Consider the following 15,942-nt stretch of genomic DNA (forward strand, 5'->3'; position numbering starts at 1 on the left):
ACAATGCCACCAGAGCAACTGAGCCATGTGTCAATCTGCTATCTACGGCAGCTCGTAGTTGGAAATCAGCACTTCCGCCCGCTCCGGAGCCGCGCCCTTGGCTGCGATCGTGTAGGTGGTCTTCGCCTCGCGGAAACGGAAGGCTTGGAAGGTTTGCCGCACGCCCTCGACGTCGTTCAGCGACAGGATGAAACGCCCCTTTAAACCGCCAAGCACCGTCGCCAGTTCCTCGAATCGCTCACGGCTGAAGAGATGCTTGCCGTAATCGCCCTCGCAGCCCCAATAGGGCGGATCGAGATAAAACAGCGCATCGGTGCGATCGACGCGCCGGATGAAGTCGGCAAAGTCCAGACAGGTCACCGTCACGCCCGAAAGGCGGCTGTGCAGGGCCTCGAGATCTGGCTCGAGTGTGGTCAGGTTGAAGCGCCCCGGCCGGTCGGTTGAGAGGCCGAAGTTCTTGCCTGAAACCTTGCCGCCAAACGCCAGCTTTTGCAGATAAAGGAAGCGCGCTGCGCGTTGCAGATCGGTCAAGGTTTCGGGGTCCACATCAACCAGCCGGTTGAAATTGGCCTGCGTCGTGATCTGGAAGCGCAGCATGTCGAGGAAGGCGACGTAGTGCTCCTGAAGCACCCGAAACAGGTTGTAGACGTCGCGGCCGCGATCGTTAATGAACTCTGCCTGCGGACATCGTGTCCGTCGCAGAAAGATGCCGCCCATGCCCACAAAAGGCTCGGCATAGGTGCGGTGCTGGGTGTCATTATCGATCAGCGCGCAGATGCGTTTGGCGAGGTTGCGCTTGCCCCCCAGCCACGGGGCAACCGGGCGGGCGGGCGTGATCGGCGAGAGGGTAACTGGCTTCAAGGTTCGGCTCCGAGCAGGTTTGGCGCAGCTGGGCGCTCTGGGTTCGGGCTCGGTGGCCTCAGGTGGTTGAAAGCCCGACAACGCGGGCATTTCAGGGAAAGGGCACCAACCAGCGCCCCTGCCTGCATTTTAAATAGCAACCGCGCGCATGCGCAGCAACGAATCTCTTGATCTGGCACGAAAATTAGACCCACTTTTGCCGCGCCTCTCGAGGGGTGGAGCGGCCATAAGTTTGATTTGGTCGGCGGGGGCCTGCCTGTAAAGTTTGTCCCCGTGTTGGGGGGTGTTGAAGCACCCTCCGACCTCCTTAAAAGGCCGGTCGTTTCACGGCCCGACAGACCATAGCGATGGATCATCGATGTCGGTTGTCGAAGGGTCCATTTCCTTGATCGCCCAGGAGCGCGCGTAGATCGCCGAGATGAACCCGGCACCCATTTGCCAAAGCTCCAGCATCTGCATCGGCACGAGCTGGTGCAGCACGTTTTCGCGGTCTAGGAAGTCCATGAGCGTTGCGCTGTCGCCGATACCAAGGCGCAGCTGGGCCCCGAACGCGAGGCCCTGAAGGCTGGTCTGATCCTCTGGCCTGCCCTGCAAAGCTACCATGCCGTGGCCCGTGACTGTGACGTCTGTGCCTGCGGTGATAACCTCCAACCGCTTGACGTTCACCGCCGCCCGAAATGCCAGCCGCATCGGCTCCAAATCAAACAGCACAAGCACGCCGTCCATCACGCGCCACGCGGTAAGGTCGCCAAGGTTAACCTCTGAGGTTGCCACCCAATTATCGTCGGCCAAAGCGGGTGGGATTTTATCACCGTCAACCGTGAATTTGACCGCGCCTGTTTCCAAATCGTAGCAAACCTGCATCCTAGTCTCCCCATTTCCCCATTGAGTGAAAGGCATACCGGATCGTGCGGTTTGCACTAAAGCCGCCGCTCAATCGAACAGGAGTCTTGGCCGCAAAGAACGAGGCAACGCCGCATTGCGACCGGATCATAATCGACACGCCGCCGCCAATATCGACCAGCCCAATATCGAGGTTATCCGTGCCAGCGTCCTCTTGCAGAACCCAAAAGCCCGCCCCCAAATTGGGGAACGTGACGACCAATCCGACTTTCGACATCGTTCCGGTATTGGTCGGCGTCATAGGCACAACGTCCGCCGCAATATCCTTGTCGGCGCTATAGGAATAAACCACCCGGCCCTTGCCGCCAGCGCCGCCATTTCCTGCGCCGTCGCCACCGTTGCCGATGGTGATTTCAATGGCGGGCGCGGCATACCCGCTTATGTCGAGATTGGCGATGCTGACAAGTTTTGCCGCCTTGCCGCCCTTGGCAAAGTAATACTTGGTGCTGACGTTATCGCCGCTGTCAGAGCCGCCATTCGTTTGATACGAGGCGCTGCCACCGCCACCGCCAGAACCCAAGGAACCAGCGCCACCAGCGCCGCCACCAATCGCGGCATCGCCGCCCGCCGCCAAGGCGCTTGCCTCCCCTTTATAGCTAGAGCTGCCCGTGTTTACGCCGCCCGCAGAGGTGTAGGTTTTCTTAAGAGTTGCGCCGTCATAGACCTTTACGGTCGTCACCCCGCCGGCGTTGCCCGCCCCAGTGGTAAAGGCCGACCCGGCAGTTGCCCCCCAGCAGCCCTCTGCCCCGCCGCCGATGAGGTCGATAGAAAGCGTCGAAGAGGCAGCGGGCAGGTTGGTTTTTGCCGTGGTGGAAGTCCGAGTAACCACGACTGGAATGGTCGCGCCCGTAACAAAGTGTTTGGCGTTAACCACCTTAAGGCCAGTCTGGTCGGTGACTTGAATATACTGATCTCGCCCGCCGATCTTTTTGCCAGCGTGGAAGCCGAAGCCAAAGCCGCCATCCCCGAGGGTTTTACCGAAGAAAATCCCATCGTGATCAAAGTCGAATGCGCTTTCCTTGCCGACCGAAAGCGCGCCGCTGTCTGTGATCGTGAACAGCTCTGTGACTTCCAGAAAGCGGGCGTTCATAAGGCCGGTCTGAATGTCGTCGGCGCGCAGCGTCCCGGTGTCGATATGGACAAGGCCGGAAATCTGGCCGTTACCGATTAAGATGCCCGGCGCTTTTTTCTGCATCTTGAAGCCACCAAAGCGGGCGCCCTGCGCCCCGCCCGCTGATCGGATTATCCTAAACCGAGCCATCTTGGCCGTGCCGGCAGTCGTGAGGCTGATGCTGTTGGTTAGGTTCTGATAGCTAAGGTCGGTCTTAGCCATCACCTGATCATTCGTGAGCTGGGCAACCGAACCGTCAGCAGAAAGCTCCCCGGTCTGAATGTTGACCGTGCAAGTGCCAGCGCCAGCGAGGGAAGCCGCCAGCCATGCCCCAGCGGACACGAGGTATTCCGTCGCAGGCTCCACCGGAAACCAATTTGAATAGACAATCATCGTCGCGGCATTGGCGCTAATGCCACCGTAGAATTGGCCGATTTTCTGCGTCGTAGGCCCGGTCCCGATGAAGGCCATAACCGCGCCTGTTGTCGAAGAATAGAAATTTTCGTCCAGCATATTGTAGTCAGGATATGCGTTTCCGCTGTCAGAAATGCGCAGGCTCGAGGCTAAAAGTTCGATATGCTTTGCCGAGAAAGTCAGAATACTTGCCGGGCCGCTTATCGGGTCGTCAGCCGCCACCAGTTCCACGCCAGCCGAAGCGCCGCCAGCACCGACACGCAGAACGTAAGAGGCTGCTGCATTGCCCTCAAGATCGGCAACCGCCGCGCCCTGCACCGTGACAAACGAAGATAGCCCTCCGGCGCTCACGCCGAGCTGCGTTAGAAGTGTGCCAAGCGCGGTCCCGGTCAAAGCGGAAACGCTGACGGCCTTAATGTCGGTGATCTCGGCGTCAATATCGCCAACCTGCGCGGAAAGCCCGGTGCTGACCGCCGCCAATGCTGCGCCGATCCCTTGCACGGCAACCGACGAACCCGGCGTGGGCCCCGCCACCGCGTAAACCTTGCCCGCGTCAATATCGGCTTGGCTGGCCTCGCGGACTTGGAACAAATGCCAGATCGACTTGTGCGCAATGGTGCTGCTGGATTGCTTGGGGTAGCCCACCAGCCGAACATAGGTAAATGTGCCAGCGGGACGCTTCACCAGTACCTCAACTGCCTGCTTCACGCCGGGGCTTTGGGTGATCCCAAGCTGCGCGAAGCTACCGGCCGCCGCCGCGATGCCCACCATTTCGCCGCGCGTCCAAGTCGAGCCATCGGGTGACCATTCAGGGCGCAGATAGCTGTTTGGCAAATCGGCCGCGATAACCTCAAGCACCGCCGTCATAACAACGTAGGGCGATTGCGGATTGGCCGACTGCATCCCGGCGTCACTGCGCGCAACCCAGTTTACAACGCCCGTCCCGGTCGGCACATCAACCGACACGCCCGCGCCATACTCGCCCGCAATCTGTGTGCCGTACACGGTAAGACCGGCGCGCGAAATCCAGTTAGCTGCCACCAAGTTGCCGGCAGACCAGCGCGCAAATATCGGGTCGAGCAACCAGCCCTTAAGCGTGCCCTTTGTGCGGGCCTCGATTGCCGCCAGAGCGCCGTTTACACCGGTCAAAAGACCTGCCGTCAACTGGTCCAGCTTGGCTTGCGCAGCGGCTGCCACTGCAACGGTCTCGGCGATTTGGGCAGCAAGCGCGGCGGATAAATCGGAAGGTCCAATGCCGATTAAGGGTGCCGTTACATCAACCCAAGCGGTCCAAGCGGTGGAGCGGCCGGGGGCAACGGGCAAGCCCTGCGCCTGATAGGTTACGCCCAGTACGATGCCTTCGGTCAGCGGAATGCGGCCTCCGTCGACATCAGACACGGTGCCGATCTTAACGATAGCGCCGGTGTCTTTGACGCGCACTTGATATTGCACCGCCTCGACCGCATCCATATCGGTGGCCGACCAAGTCATCACGATGCCCGGCTTGCGGGGAACCCCGGCACCGTCTGTAACCGGCAAGGGCTGAACATCCCACGAGGCGAGCGTTTGCGCAGGCGGGATGACGGGATTGGGCGACGGAGTCGGAGCCGAGATTAAAGCGCCGGTGAACACAAAATCGGCTGCATCGACCTCGCGCACCGAAACCCGTTGCAAGGCGGTATTGAGGTCATCGGTGAGCTGCGACAGATCGAAGAGCTTGGCGGTATAGCTGTTGCGCGCGCTGGTCCAGCTGATGACGTCCAGCGGCTCCAAGATCGCGGCGTCCGGCGCGAGCGTCATGTTGTGGCGGCGAAAACGGCGCTCATCCGCAATATAGGCCAGCATGATCCGCTGAACTTGGTCTGGAAAAGGACAAGCGGGCATATCGAGTGCGACAACCCGACGCTCACCGTCTTCGGCTTCCCAAGTGGTGTTGTAGCGTGAGGGCGCGCTTTTTGGGGCCCACATGACGGCAGGATCGGGATATTTGGCATCGATGCCGTTGCGACGGCCGTCGGCTTGCGGGAACGGATCAAAGTCTTGCGCCTTGCTGACAACGATATCGTCATCGGTCACGAACATCACCGGCAGGCCCGGCCCGCCGACGCGCACCTTGAACTCACCGCCCACTTCCGCGATCTCGCCAGCACAGCCTTTAAACAGCTCTTCAACGACAGCAGCGGGCTCCATATCCACCCGCACTTCGTAGCCCGCGCGGTACTGCGCCGCAGCGGGGCTCCCTGCGGTGATGTCGCAGGTGTTCATGCCCGAGAACCACGATGCGTTAGGCAAATCGACCTGTTCGATAGCGCCGCCCCAGACGCCCAAGCCCGCGATGGTGATACCGCGGTTGATGTTATAGGCCATGACGATCGGGTTGACGGTTGACTGATAGGTGGCGGGCTGGCCCCAGCGGTGCGCGCCGGAGCCGCCAATGGTGGTATCTTTGCGCGGATCATAGAGCTTGATGCCGCCGCTCTCGATCAACACATCGGGAAATTCCGTGTAAACCTTTCGGTCGTACCGGAAGGTGAAGATCACATATGCTACCCCGGTGCCGACCATATCCGCCAGCCACGGCCGCTCCGGGTAGCTGCCATATTTGGCCAGCAGCATCGGGTCAGCGACGGTCTGGGTGCCGTCGTAATATTTCACCCAAGCATGGTTCGCATGGACGCCCGTCAGCTCTTTGCCATAGTCGGGGTGCGTCGTCGCGCTGATATCGACCCACGCGCCGTCAATTCCCACCCGATCAAGCGTTTGGCCCGGAATATCGCCGACAGCGATCACATAAGTCAGATAGGCGTTTGGTGTTTTGCTGACCTTGCCGTGCGACATCGGCGGACACACCGCATCACCCGCTGTCGCGTATTTGCCTAGAATAAAGCCAGCAGGATTGGTGCCGCCGGTCGCGGTTTGCGAGGTGGTGATGCCGGCCGGTTTGGGCTTCGCCATCGTCGCGCGCTGCAGAGCCGTGAGTGCGATCGAGGTTAGCAACCGGCCCGCGATGGTGGACATGAACGTGCCAAGAGCGGTGGCACTAAATGCCGCGCCAAAGCTCGCGCCGCTTGCCATCAGCGCCACGAATACCGGCCCGGCCGAGGCTTCGGAAACCGTCAGGATGTAGGCAAAGAGCGCCCAAAACAGCGTCAGGAAATATCGCATCAGGTCACCCTAAACGCAGAGCGCGCGTAGGTCAGCGGCAGCGTGCCCAAGCCCGACAGCGCCAGCACATAAATGCCTTCGCCTTGAACGACGCCGAGCACTGCACCTTCAGGCCCGTCAATGACTGCGAGGTCGCCGGGTGCGGCAAAGGCGATCGCAATGGCCTCAAAGTGCGCGGAAGCAAAAGCCAGATGATCGGCGTAGCCCGCGCGCTTGATCGCCCTCAATCCGCTTTTCAGAGTGGAGTACTGCCCGCGCCAATCGGCTGCGAGATCGATGCCGGTCATGGCATCAACCGCACCTGCCGCGAAGAGCGCACAATCATGCTGCCCGTACTCAAACGGCAGATTGGCACAGACCCCGACATAATCAATCAGGCGCAGTTTCCAGTCAGGGTATCTCATCGGTCACTGCCCCTTGGTGGTTTCATCGGCGGCTTGGGTGGCGCTTTGGGACCGCCTGCCCTTTTCTCGCCCCAAGAGCACGAGACTGCGCCGCTGACGTCTTTGTAGCGGTAGAACCGATCCCCGCCGCGCAGGGACTGCACCGCATCGCTCCGGGTTAAGGTCAGGCCATGCGTCAGGCTTTCGGCTGCGCTGGCGAGGATGACATCGACCTTGCTCTCGCCGCCGATCGCGGGCGTCTGGATCGGAGCCTTGTCGATCACGCCTTTCCACAGCCGTTTCGGTGTGGCGATCAGCGCATTGGTAATCGGGTCAAAAAACGCGCGGTGGATCTCGGAGGGAGCCCGCCAAGCGTCCATGCCCCGTAAAAGCATGTTCACCTCGTCAAACAGCGGCGACAGCGAAACGCGCTGCATCCGAACGACCAATCCAGATTGCATGACAATCGGATCGATGCTTTTGAGCGCGCCGCCACCGCGATAGAGCCGTTCTTCGCCACCGATGACGAAAACTGCGTCCTCTTCGCCGGTCCAGAACCCCATTCCGGCACGCAAGCCCGTCGCACGATCACGCGGACGCACCCAGAACAGCCCTCGGGCTTTCCACGAATCGCGCGCTTGCAGATAGGCGAGCTCGGGGGATGTGTAGGACCGCATCGCTACCTCAGGCTTTGTTGAAACTTGAACGCCATGCCATCGGTTACCGATCTGGAGCTGTTGCCAGTGTCGATCGAGTTGGGCACGATGACTGCTTTGCAGGCGGCTTTGATTAAGATGACGGCCGCACCCACGACCGCACCCTCACGCAAAGGTGGCGTAATCTCGAAGGTCGGCGTGATGCCACCGGTGGCCGTTGTTACGAGGCTGGTGAACACCCGGTGCAAGGCGCGGCGTACGGGAGAGCTGCTATAATCAAACGCCAGATAATCCCCCCGGCTCAACCGATAGCCGTTCGGCAAGGCTTGAAGGCGAACGTCCCGGCGATTGGCCCCGATGGTGTGCAATGTCGGTGCCGACCCGCCTAAAATACTGCCGGTCGGGTCGAGCAGCGGCGCGGGGCGGCGGGGGTCATAGGCGTAAAACGAACGCGCCGGCCCACGCAACAGATCAAGCAAACCCTGCGCCGTTACGGCCTCAGTGAGCAGCATCTGGCCTAGGCGCACATCACCCGTCCAAAGCATCGGTGCAAGATCGGCACGCAGCAACTCGCCGCCGCCTGTCATGTTCATCTCAACATTCTCGGGGATGTCGAACTTGATGTTCTTAATCAGCAGCTGATCCATGAAGGTCGCGGTATCGAGAGGAAAACTGACTGCCATTTTTACCGCCCCATCACGCGCTGATTGTCCATCACGTCCATGACGCGGCTCGGCAGCACCTCGCGGTCATGCAGTTCAATGCCGTATTGAACGCCTTCGGACACCATCTGACGGATCTCGGCATTGCCGGTCGCCCCGCTTACGTGGATGTGCTGCTCGAGCACGCGCGGGCCCGATGAATTGCCCCCACGGTCACCGCCATCGGAGGACGCGTTGCGCATTTGCGACCATGACTTCGGAGCCGACGATCCGACATTCACGCCGCCGCCATTGGCAAAGGCCCGAGGCGCGCTGCCGCCGATGAAATCAATCAAACGGTCCAGCGGCATGCCGGCGTTGAGCGCTTCCAGAAGTGGCAGCGCATTAGCGGTCGCGGCGGCATTGACGATGTATTCGCCCGTGGAGACCGCGATCAGGTGATTGTCCTCGCGCGGCCCGCCCGCGCCGCCGATGCGCCCGCCGTCAGCCTTCTTGGGAGCGCCACCGGTGATCGCGCTCAAGATGTTGCCAAACAGGCCGCCGCCACCGCCACCACCGGAGCCGCCGCCAAAAATCTGGTCAAAGGCCGAGCTTGCAGCCATTTCGGCCATTTTGCCGATGACCTGACCCAGAGCGTCTTTGAAGCTATTTGCGCCTGTAATCCAGCCAGTGAAGGCGGATTTCATGGTGGATTTCAACTCGTCTTGCGCGCGCTGCACCGCCTCCAGCGCGGTCTTTTCGGCCATACGCGTCCGGATCAGGCCCTCAAGTTCCGACCGTTGCGCTTTGGTCGCGCCCTTCATCTGTTCGGACTTTTCCAACAGCTCTCGCTTGACCGGATCAGTTTCGCGCAACACAGCGAGTTCGCGCTCTTCAGCGCGGATCAGTTCAAGCACGCTATCGGTCTCGGCCTTCTTGCCGCCTCCGCCTTTTGCCTTGCTTCCCCCGGTAACCGCGACAGGCTCATACCTCCCCGGCAGGTCGGACAGATCGCCAAAGCCAAGATTTCCCGTACCGCTGACATCAACAGTGCCTACGCCGCCGAACGTGTATCGCGACGATCCCGTAGCAGCTGCGGGCCGCTTTGAGGCCAGACCCATCAACCCTATGGCGTGCTGCAGCGATATGCCGAGGTTTGCGGCCAACATCTGAGCTTGGCCTGCCGCAGCAACAATCCCGGCCGCCATATTTACCGATGCGATGCCCCGCGCTGCATCCCATGCGCGCATCAGCTCGTCGGCTTCTTGGCCCGCTATGCCTTGGGTGGCCAGCAGGGCTGCTTGGGCTTCGCGCTCGGCTCCGGCGCGGGAATAGGCCACCTCAAGGCTGTCCGCACCATACTTGGCGGTCAGCTTGACGATTTCGGCCTCTTGCTTCAGGTCCGATAGCAGGGACGTTGCCGCCGTCTTAGCCGTGGCTTGGCGCTGGCGTTCAATGAGGGCGATCTGTTCACTCGCGGCCGATCGCATGGCAATCGCCTGATCGCCTTGACGCTGAATGCCCAAACGTTCGATCTCGGCTTCGACACCGGCTCGAATGAGCTGGGCTTCGACTCGACGCACCTCAACGCTTTGAGCGCCATACGTCAGTTTGGCTTGCGCCAGCGCGTTTTCCCGCTCGGCCGCAGCGATGGTTTCCGCTGCCGACTGCCGTGCCGTGGCTGCTTGTAATCGCGCCTTGGCATCTGCTGCCGGATCGCGGCTTACGCGGTCAAGCGCAGTCGGCCCGCCCATGCGGTCGTTTTCGATACCAACGCCGCGCTCTAGTTCGATGCGTTGGCGGTTTTGCGCGGCACTGGCTGCCGCAATGCGATTGATCGCGGCCTCGGTCTCGAGCAATTTTCCATAGTACGAAACCTGCGCTCCGGTCATTTGACCGATGCTGCCAGCGGCCGCAACGAGTTCCGCCTTGAGAGCTTGGACTGCAGCCAGCTGGTTTCGCGGGCCTTCGGCGGTGCCTAAATCCGCCAAACCTTGCTGAAACCGCCCAATTGCGGGATCGCTATTGCTGTAGACCCGTTCGCCCTGCTGACCTGTAAATTCCTTTTTCGATCCGAGCAGGTCGCCAACATTTTCCTTTTGCGTCGAGAAAATGCCACTGGCCATATCAGCCTTCAGCGCGCCCGACGTCGTGGCGAGATCCTGCAGCGCCTTGATCTGGGCAAGCGCCGTCAGGTTTTTCTGCATCTCGACGATTTCAGAGTTCAGCCCGCCGAACTCCTTTGTAACATCGCTAACGCTGCGCCCCGCCTCCTGAGAAAACTCGCTTGCCGATTTGGTGAGGTTTTCAATGGATTTGTCGGCGGTAACGGTTTCGCCAATCATGCCGACAAGCGCAGATACCACCACCGCACCCATGGCGATGGCACCCATCGTCACAAGATTCATCGGTGAGAGCATGCCCATGAGCGCGGTCTTGAGCGATTTACCAACCGGTTCACCCTTTGCCTTCATCTGATCAAAAACTTGGGTAATCTGGGTGCCTTGCTGCACCGCCAGCATCAACGGGTTTTGCCCGGCCGCGAGCATGACGCCGATGTCGTTAAATTGGAAACCGAGCTGGGCCACAGATTGCGATGCCGTGCCGGAGACCGCGTTTAAAGTCGGCGCCATGCTTTGCGCCGCACGCGCCCGAGCTTGTCCTGCGCCGACCGCTGAAAGCGCGCCGTCGCGCTCTGCCTCTGCAATCGCATGAAGTTCCTGCTCGTAGCGACGGCTGGCGGCAAACAACGGGTCAAACCGAGCGCGAGTTTCATCAAGGGCGCGGCCATGCGCCAGCTCGGCCGCCACGCTGGATTGCGTCGATGACGTCAAGCCAGTCGAAACTGCGATCAGCTGCTGGAGTGCGGTGGTCTGGGTCGTAACGGCAGCGGCGGTCGACGTCGATGCAGTCCCCAGCTGAGTTACCCCAACCGCGCCCCGGCCGGTGGCTTGCCCCGCCTCCGTAGACCCGGCTCCCAGCTTGTCGATTTCACCGCGCAGGCCCGCAGCTTCCGCACGCGCCTTGGCGGCGTTCATCTCGACCTGCAGACTGACGCGCATTTCAGCCACGGCTGTTTAGCTCCTCAATAGCACCGCGCTCAATGGCGCGCACATCTGCCCAAGTCTCGGGCGTTACGGTTAGTCCGGCGAGATCGAGGCCGTTGCGGGCGGCTCCATAGTCGAGGCCCAACCAGATAACCTTGGCTCCACCTGGGCCGGAAAGCGGGATGGTGCGCCACTGGCTGGAGATCGCGCACCACGCCTGCCACGCGGGCAGATGATCCTCCCAAAGCCCCTCGCCGTGGATGGTATCGTCGGTTTCAATCACCAGCCCAAAGGCGCGGGCGGATTCGGCGAGACGGTCGGCATCAGTGGGACCGCGTTTCCCTTGGGCGAAGTCACCGCGCGCCCAACCGGCACCCGCCCAAATCAGTTTCCCCGGCGCAGGCCCGCCATCTCTTCGCGGTATGTCGCCATAACCGCCCGACGCACTGCCATGTCGCCCAACAGCGCCTCACGATTTTCGGGGTTGATATCGAACGGGGCATCGTCGCTGTCGACCAACCCCTCCCAGCCCGTAAACATTTTCGCCATGTACTCATCTTCGGCTTCCGTGGTGCCGAGCACGATGCCTTGGAGTGCCTCGCGGTTGAGCGTCAGGAAGTGGCCAATAAAGCTGCTGTCGGCGGTCGCATCATCGCCCGGATAAACCACCTTTACAGTGGCTTTAAACGGTCGGTTTTTTACAATCTTCATCGCTCAAATCCTTTTAGGTAAATGCCAGTGACGCTTGGTCGTTGCCGGTTACGGCGACGGGCAGTGGCACACCCGACAGGCTGTTTTCGACAATGCCGTCCTGATCATCGAGCCCTTCGGGGCGCTGGATTTGAACAGCCGGCATGTTGAGCGTGCAAATCTTGCCAGCCCCGGTGCCGTGAACCAGAATGACGGCCGCCGTGGTGGCAGCTGCCGCGAGAGCAACCGGGTTGAAGGTGCCAAGAGCTGGAGTCTCAATGATGAACTTCACCGACTCCTTGGCATCGGTGATGATGACCGACTCCGATCCGACCAAGAAACGCGGCTTAACTTCGGCACCGGCGTCAAAGGTGAAGCTGCGCAAGATCAGCGGTGTGCCGCCATAGGTGAAGGTCGGGGTGTTGAGGGAGGTTGCGACCTGCGGGATCTGGGTCAGCTGGGTGCCAAGTGTGACGGCCGGGATCGCCACCGCCGAAGGTGCTGCCCAAAGGCCGGTCATCTCAAACGCCAGCACAGGGATGCCTTGCGCATTCAGCTTATAGCTAAAGGTGCCGCGTGCACCGATCAGTTTGTAAAGCTGTCCGTCCAGATACCAATAGATCGTGCAGCTTTCCTGTGTACCCGAATGCGGGGTGTAGGTCACCGAGGTGACCGCGACAATAACCTGCGCCCATTTGCAGGCGCGCAGCAAAGGACCGAATGCCGGGGGCGTGCCCGCGACACCACCGCCTTTGAGCTCAACCTCAAACGCGATCGACATGTGCAGGCCAACCGGCACCGTCGCATCGGCGCTGAAGAACGCCCGGTCATAGTCGCGTTTTACATCGGTGCCCTTCATCGGCATGATCTTGACGTTTTGCGCCAGAAGCGCGTTGGCCGCACCCGTCGGCACCGGATCAAGGCCATAGGTTACCTCGGGCTTCACCAGAAGCGCTTGGAGTCGCATAAACATATCAGACGTCCTTTTCGGTTAGCGCAGGATCAACAGTGCGGGCGGCGCGGCCGGGCTTGGCGATAGCCGCCTCGGCTGGGGCGCTGGCGATGATGTCGCCCGCCTCATCGATGGGCTGACCTTCCTCATTGACGCGGGTCAGCGAGCCATCTTCGTTGCGCATGAAGCTGCCACCAGAGGTCGGCAGCGGGTGGTCGTTAGGTGTCATGGTGCGATCCTCAGTTGGTCGGCGATGGAAAAGGAAATTTCGTAGCTGAAGGCCCCGGCCTCGGCCTTGGCCAAGGTGCTGCGACGGAACACGATGACGCCGACCTTGTCGCCGAGCGACCAGCCAGCGAGGGCTGCAATTACGTCATCGATAAGCTGGGAAAGTCGTGGCAGTGCACGCTGGCCGCTGGGGTCTTGGGTGCGCAGTGTCAGGATGCAGGAAAAGAACTCGTCGATGCTCTGGATATACATCCCCGTCCCGGCCGTGGCTTTGCCGCCGATGATCGCAGCCGGCACAACATGCACGGCGGGCGTGACCTGTGGCGCGGCACCGCCAGAGGTCAGCACGGCGAATTCAGCCGCTCCGGCGACGCGCTGGCCGAGATCAGGCACCCGGTCTTTCAGGCGCTGGATGATGGGGGCGAGATCCATCAGATGTAGCCCTTCATATTGGCGGCGGTGAAAGGGCGCTCACGATCGGTGACTTGCACGCCTTGGGCATTGTTCGACGCGGGCTCTATGCCGGCCGCCTGAATGCGAATGACGCCGGTGCCGAAATCGCGCAGCATCTTGAGCGCCATATCGTAGTCTTTGCTGATCTTGTCGTCGGGCGTATTGATGTGGAGCTTGTAGATCGCGATCTGCAACGCAAGATCGGTCACATTCGGCGGCACTTCCGAAAGCGGTAGGATGTACCGCGCAGCGAGGTATCCATCGATCATCGCGTCGGTATCGGTCAGCGCCCGCGCAATCACCGCTGCATCGACCAAGCCGGTTGCGACGGCACCACGATCGGTCAGGTTGACGAGCATCGCCTCCCCGAATCGTTCCGTCAGTTTGGCTTGGGTGGCATAGGGCACGGGCGTTCCTCGGGTTTGTGAAAACTGGTTGCGGGGGCAGGTTTCGAACCTGCGACCTCATGGGTATGAACCAAGCGGGCTACCACTGCCCTACCCCGCAAAGGGGTGGCGCGAGGCGAACTAAGACCGCCTCGGCCAAACGATAGGAAATTAGCCGGCGAGCATCTGCACGGCAGGGCGGCCGAGAAAGCCGTGGACGCGCACACCTCCGACTTGGCGACCGTTCAGGGCTGTCGCGGCCATTCCGATGCGGCGGGCGGGTTGCGCCTGCTTGGCAAGGCGCGGGATGAACTCGATGGCCCAGACCGTCACCTCACGCATGAGCGTGCCGAAGCGGGTAGCCAGATCGCAAATGTAAGTGATGGCCAGTGCCAACGAAGCAGAGACCACAGCAAACGCAAACATGGGTAGAATGACGATACGGCGCATTGAACATCCTTTGAGGTTCGGGGTTAAATCGTCGACCGTACTCTCCGGCCTGTCACGGTCTCCTTGACCCCGTTGCATCCCGCTTCGCGGCGGGCGCGCCTACTTGGATCGGCTGAAGGCGGGGTTTCTGGTGCGGCCCCGTTAGCCCTTAAGCTTCGCGATTGATCCTTTCGCTCGGAATTTCAGTAGGGCGCTGCGACGATGCCAACGGTCAGCATCGGGTCACCGCAGAGCGCCTCGATCTCGGCTTCGGTCAGTTCGTCAAGCCGGATTGAAGTCGGCTCAATCGTGAAATGCCGACGGGCGCGCCAACGCCCTTGCAATGGGCCTTTAACGACGAGCGTTTGCTCCATTCGAAGGCTGGCCTCAAAATTGGCAGCTGGATCGGTGACTGCAGTGGCAAAATCCGCGTCCGTTTCGATCAAGGTAGGCCCAGCATCGGCGGTGGACGTATCTTCATCCACCGCCTCTGCCGGTGCGCCGACCCCCGTCGCGGGCAACGTCGTGTCAGCTGCGCCCTCAATGGGCGCGCTGATGATATCGGTCACAGGACCAGTTACCGCCTCGGGTGAGACCGGCGTTTTGGTCGTACGGGTTGCAGGTTTCGCTTTGGTCACGGGATGCTCCTAGGGGCTTCAGCTTGATAAAAGGGGCGGGCCTGACCGCCCCCTCTGATAAAACCGACTCGGGCTTGGCTTTGGCTTAGGCGAGCCACGGCACGACGAGCAGTTCTGCCGTGCCTTTCCATTCGTTGGTGACACCGGCAGTGCCATATTCCGAATTCAGCAACTGGCGACCGGCGCTCTCGAGCGATGGAGGCACGACCAAAATGTTGGGCGTCAGACCCAGCGGAGCGCCACCGTCCGCCTTCATGCCCGCGATGCCAGCACGAGCCACCGCATAGTTGGCACCGGAAAGCGTCTGCTTCGAACCCCAAGCCAGCTGCGGCAAGCCGTATCCGACGTTGCAGCGCATATCGACGCCGTAGACAAACTCGTTGCGCTCAAAGACGTTGTCGTCTTTCTCGTTGTCTCTGGCGGTGAACGACGGAGCCTTGCGCTCTTGATAGATGATCGGCTTCAGCGGTCGGTTGGTGCACATCAGGAACCACGGGGTGCCCGAGCCGCCATCGGTATTGACGTAAGTGCTCATAGAGCCGTCCGCCAACATGACCGGGTGGTCGGTGTCAAAGAAGTATTGGCCGTCCCAGCAGTTGGTGGTGAAACCCGCCTTCAGAAGACCCCAAACCAATTCTTCCGGCAAACGCGCAGCGCCGTCGCCCATCATGGTAAAGCCGTCAGAATACATGCCGAGATTGTCGTCTTCGATCATGTTGCGGTTAACCGAGATGGTCTTTTCGAAGTGCTTGTTCAGCAGCGTGTAAGAAGCCTCGGTCAGGTTGTCGATTTGACGAGGGCCAAGCCATTCCCGCAGACCGGTCAGGCCCTTGAGCCAGCCGTAGGTATTGAGAGCGGTGCTCGACTTGACCGTTTTGGCGACGCGATCCTTGAGCTTGGGAACGGCGTCGAATGCGCCCTGATATTCGGTATTGAAACCGACGCGCAGGGCCTGAAGGGTTGCAGCGGTAATCAGCATGTCTGT

The 15,942-nt window shown here is 60.8% G+C and carries 17 protein-coding genes and 1 tRNA gene; all 18 read right to left on the reverse strand.

What is annotated here, in order from left to right; translation table 11 throughout:
• Positions 1-42: 42 nt before the first annotated feature.
• Positions 43-861, reverse strand: coding sequence for a DNA adenine methylase (locus tag JWS10_RS04500; protein ID WP_299505173.1), 819 nt, complete (start codon positions 859-861; stop codon positions 43-45).
• The gene (locus JWS10_RS21225) at positions 858-1,217 is read right to left on the reverse strand and encodes a Com family DNA-binding transcriptional regulator (protein WP_366943513.1); all 360 of its coding nucleotides are present in this window, start codon (positions 1,215-1,217) and stop codon (positions 858-860) included. The genes JWS10_RS04500 and JWS10_RS21225 overlap by 4 nt, the downstream gene beginning before the upstream one ends.
• Positions 1,186-1,725, reverse strand: coding sequence for a hypothetical protein (locus JWS10_RS04505; RefSeq protein ID WP_299505174.1), 540 nt, complete (start codon positions 1,723-1,725; stop codon positions 1,186-1,188). Before JWS10_RS04505 ends, JWS10_RS21225 begins: the two co-directional genes overlap by 32 nt.
• A 1-nt stretch (position 1,726) precedes the next feature.
• The gene (locus tag JWS10_RS04510; RefSeq protein WP_299505176.1) at positions 1,727-6,454 is read right to left on the reverse strand and encodes a phage tail protein; all 4,728 of its coding nucleotides are present in this window, start codon (positions 6,452-6,454) and stop codon (positions 1,727-1,729) included.
• Complete coding sequence (locus JWS10_RS04515) at positions 6,454-6,858, reverse strand: hypothetical protein (protein ID WP_299505178.1); 405 nt, start codon at positions 6,856-6,858, stop codon at positions 6,454-6,456. The genes JWS10_RS04510 and JWS10_RS04515 overlap by 1 nt, the downstream gene beginning before the upstream one ends.
• Positions 6,855-7,514: a hypothetical protein gene (locus JWS10_RS04520; RefSeq protein ID WP_299505180.1), complete on the reverse strand. Its 660-nt coding sequence runs from the start codon at positions 7,512-7,514 to the stop codon at positions 6,855-6,857. Before JWS10_RS04520 ends, JWS10_RS04515 begins: the two co-directional genes overlap by 4 nt.
• 2 nt (positions 7,515-7,516) lie before the next feature.
• A complete protein-coding gene (locus JWS10_RS04525; protein ID WP_299505181.1) occupies positions 7,517-8,176 on the reverse strand; it encodes a hypothetical protein in 660 nt (219 codons plus the stop codon).
• A gap of 2 nt (positions 8,177-8,178) precedes the next feature.
• A complete protein-coding gene (locus JWS10_RS04530) occupies positions 8,179-11,196 on the reverse strand; it encodes a phage tail length tape measure family protein (protein ID WP_299505236.1) in 3,018 nt (1,005 codons plus the stop codon).
• 1 nt (position 11,197) lies between these two features.
• Positions 11,198-11,464, reverse strand: coding sequence for a DUF1799 domain-containing protein (locus JWS10_RS04535; protein ID WP_299505183.1), 267 nt, complete (start codon positions 11,462-11,464; stop codon positions 11,198-11,200).
• A gap of 101 nt (positions 11,465-11,565) precedes the next feature.
• Positions 11,566-11,892, reverse strand: coding sequence for a hypothetical protein (locus JWS10_RS04540; protein ID WP_299505184.1), 327 nt, complete (start codon positions 11,890-11,892; stop codon positions 11,566-11,568).
• 13 nt (positions 11,893-11,905) lie between these two features.
• Positions 11,906-12,844, reverse strand: a complete 939-nt coding sequence (locus tag JWS10_RS04545; RefSeq protein ID WP_299505186.1) for a phage tail tube protein — start codon at positions 12,842-12,844, stop codon at positions 11,906-11,908.
• A gap of 1 nt (position 12,845) precedes the next feature.
• A complete protein-coding gene (locus JWS10_RS04550; protein ID WP_299505187.1) occupies positions 12,846-13,052 on the reverse strand; it encodes a hypothetical protein in 207 nt (68 codons plus the stop codon).
• Positions 13,049-13,483, reverse strand: coding sequence for a hypothetical protein (locus JWS10_RS04555; protein WP_299505188.1), 435 nt, complete (start codon positions 13,481-13,483; stop codon positions 13,049-13,051). Before JWS10_RS04555 ends, JWS10_RS04550 begins: the two co-directional genes overlap by 4 nt.
• The gene (locus tag JWS10_RS04560; RefSeq protein WP_299505189.1) at positions 13,483-13,911 is read right to left on the reverse strand and encodes a DUF1320 domain-containing protein; all 429 of its coding nucleotides are present in this window, start codon (positions 13,909-13,911) and stop codon (positions 13,483-13,485) included. Before JWS10_RS04560 ends, JWS10_RS04555 begins: the two co-directional genes overlap by 1 nt.
• A 25-nt stretch (positions 13,912-13,936) precedes the next feature.
• Positions 13,937-14,011, reverse strand: a tRNA-Met gene (locus JWS10_RS04565).
• Positions 14,012-14,061: 50 nt separating this feature from the next.
• Positions 14,062-14,340, reverse strand: a complete 279-nt coding sequence (locus tag JWS10_RS04570; RefSeq protein WP_299505190.1) for a hypothetical protein — start codon at positions 14,338-14,340, stop codon at positions 14,062-14,064.
• Positions 14,341-14,522: 182 nt separating this feature from the next.
• The gene (locus JWS10_RS04575) at positions 14,523-14,957 is read right to left on the reverse strand and encodes a hypothetical protein (RefSeq protein ID WP_299505191.1); all 435 of its coding nucleotides are present in this window, start codon (positions 14,955-14,957) and stop codon (positions 14,523-14,525) included.
• A gap of 85 nt (positions 14,958-15,042) precedes the next feature.
• Positions 15,043-15,936: a Mu-like prophage major head subunit gpT family protein gene (locus JWS10_RS04580; protein ID WP_299505192.1), complete on the reverse strand. Its 894-nt coding sequence runs from the start codon at positions 15,934-15,936 to the stop codon at positions 15,043-15,045.
• Positions 15,937-15,942: the final 6 nt, after the last annotated feature.

The sequence above is a fragment of the Cypionkella sp. genome, from assembly GCF_028290025.1.
Lineage (GTDB): Bacteria > Pseudomonadota > Alphaproteobacteria > Rhodobacterales > Rhodobacteraceae > Cypionkella.

Coding starts and splice junctions, on each gene's coding strand:
- JWS10_RS04545 (WP_299505186.1), bottom strand. CDS start 12,844: ATGTTTATGCGACTCCAAGCGCTTCTGGTGAAGCCCGAGGTAACCTAT.
- JWS10_RS04580 (WP_299505192.1), bottom strand. CDS start 15,936: ATGCTGATTACCGCTGCAACCCTTCAGGCCCTGCGCGTCGGTTTCAAT.
- JWS10_RS04555 (WP_299505188.1), bottom strand. CDS start 13,483: ATGGATCTCGCCCCCATCATCCAGCGCCTGAAAGACCGGGTGCCTGAT.
- JWS10_RS04515 (WP_299505178.1), bottom strand. CDS start 6,858: ATGAGATACCCTGACTGGAAACTGCGCCTGATTGATTATGTCGGGGTC.
- JWS10_RS04510 (WP_299505176.1), bottom strand. CDS start 6,454: ATGCGATATTTCCTGACGCTGTTTTGGGCGCTCTTTGCCTACATCCTG.
- JWS10_RS21225 (WP_366943513.1), bottom strand. CDS start 1,217: ATGATCCATCGCTATGGTCTGTCGGGCCGTGAAACGACCGGCCTTTTA.
- JWS10_RS04530 (WP_299505236.1), bottom strand. CDS start 11,196: ATGCGCGTCAGTCTGCAGGTCGAGATGAACGCCGCCAAGGCGCGTGCG.
- JWS10_RS04570 (WP_299505190.1), bottom strand. CDS start 14,340: ATGCGCCGTATCGTCATTCTACCCATGTTTGCGTTTGCTGTGGTCTCT.
- JWS10_RS04540 (WP_299505184.1), bottom strand. CDS start 11,892: ATGAAGATTGTAAAAAACCGACCGTTTAAAGCCACTGTAAAGGTGGTT.
- JWS10_RS04525 (WP_299505181.1), bottom strand. CDS start 8,176: ATGGCAGTCAGTTTTCCTCTCGATACCGCGACCTTCATGGATCAGCTG.
- JWS10_RS04505 (WP_299505174.1), bottom strand. CDS start 1,725: ATGCAGGTTTGCTACGATTTGGAAACAGGCGCGGTCAAATTCACGGTT.
- JWS10_RS04550 (WP_299505187.1), bottom strand. CDS start 13,052: ATGACACCTAACGACCACCCGCTGCCGACCTCTGGTGGCAGCTTCATG.
- JWS10_RS04520 (WP_299505180.1), bottom strand. CDS start 7,514: ATGCGGTCCTACACATCCCCCGAGCTCGCCTATCTGCAAGCGCGCGAT.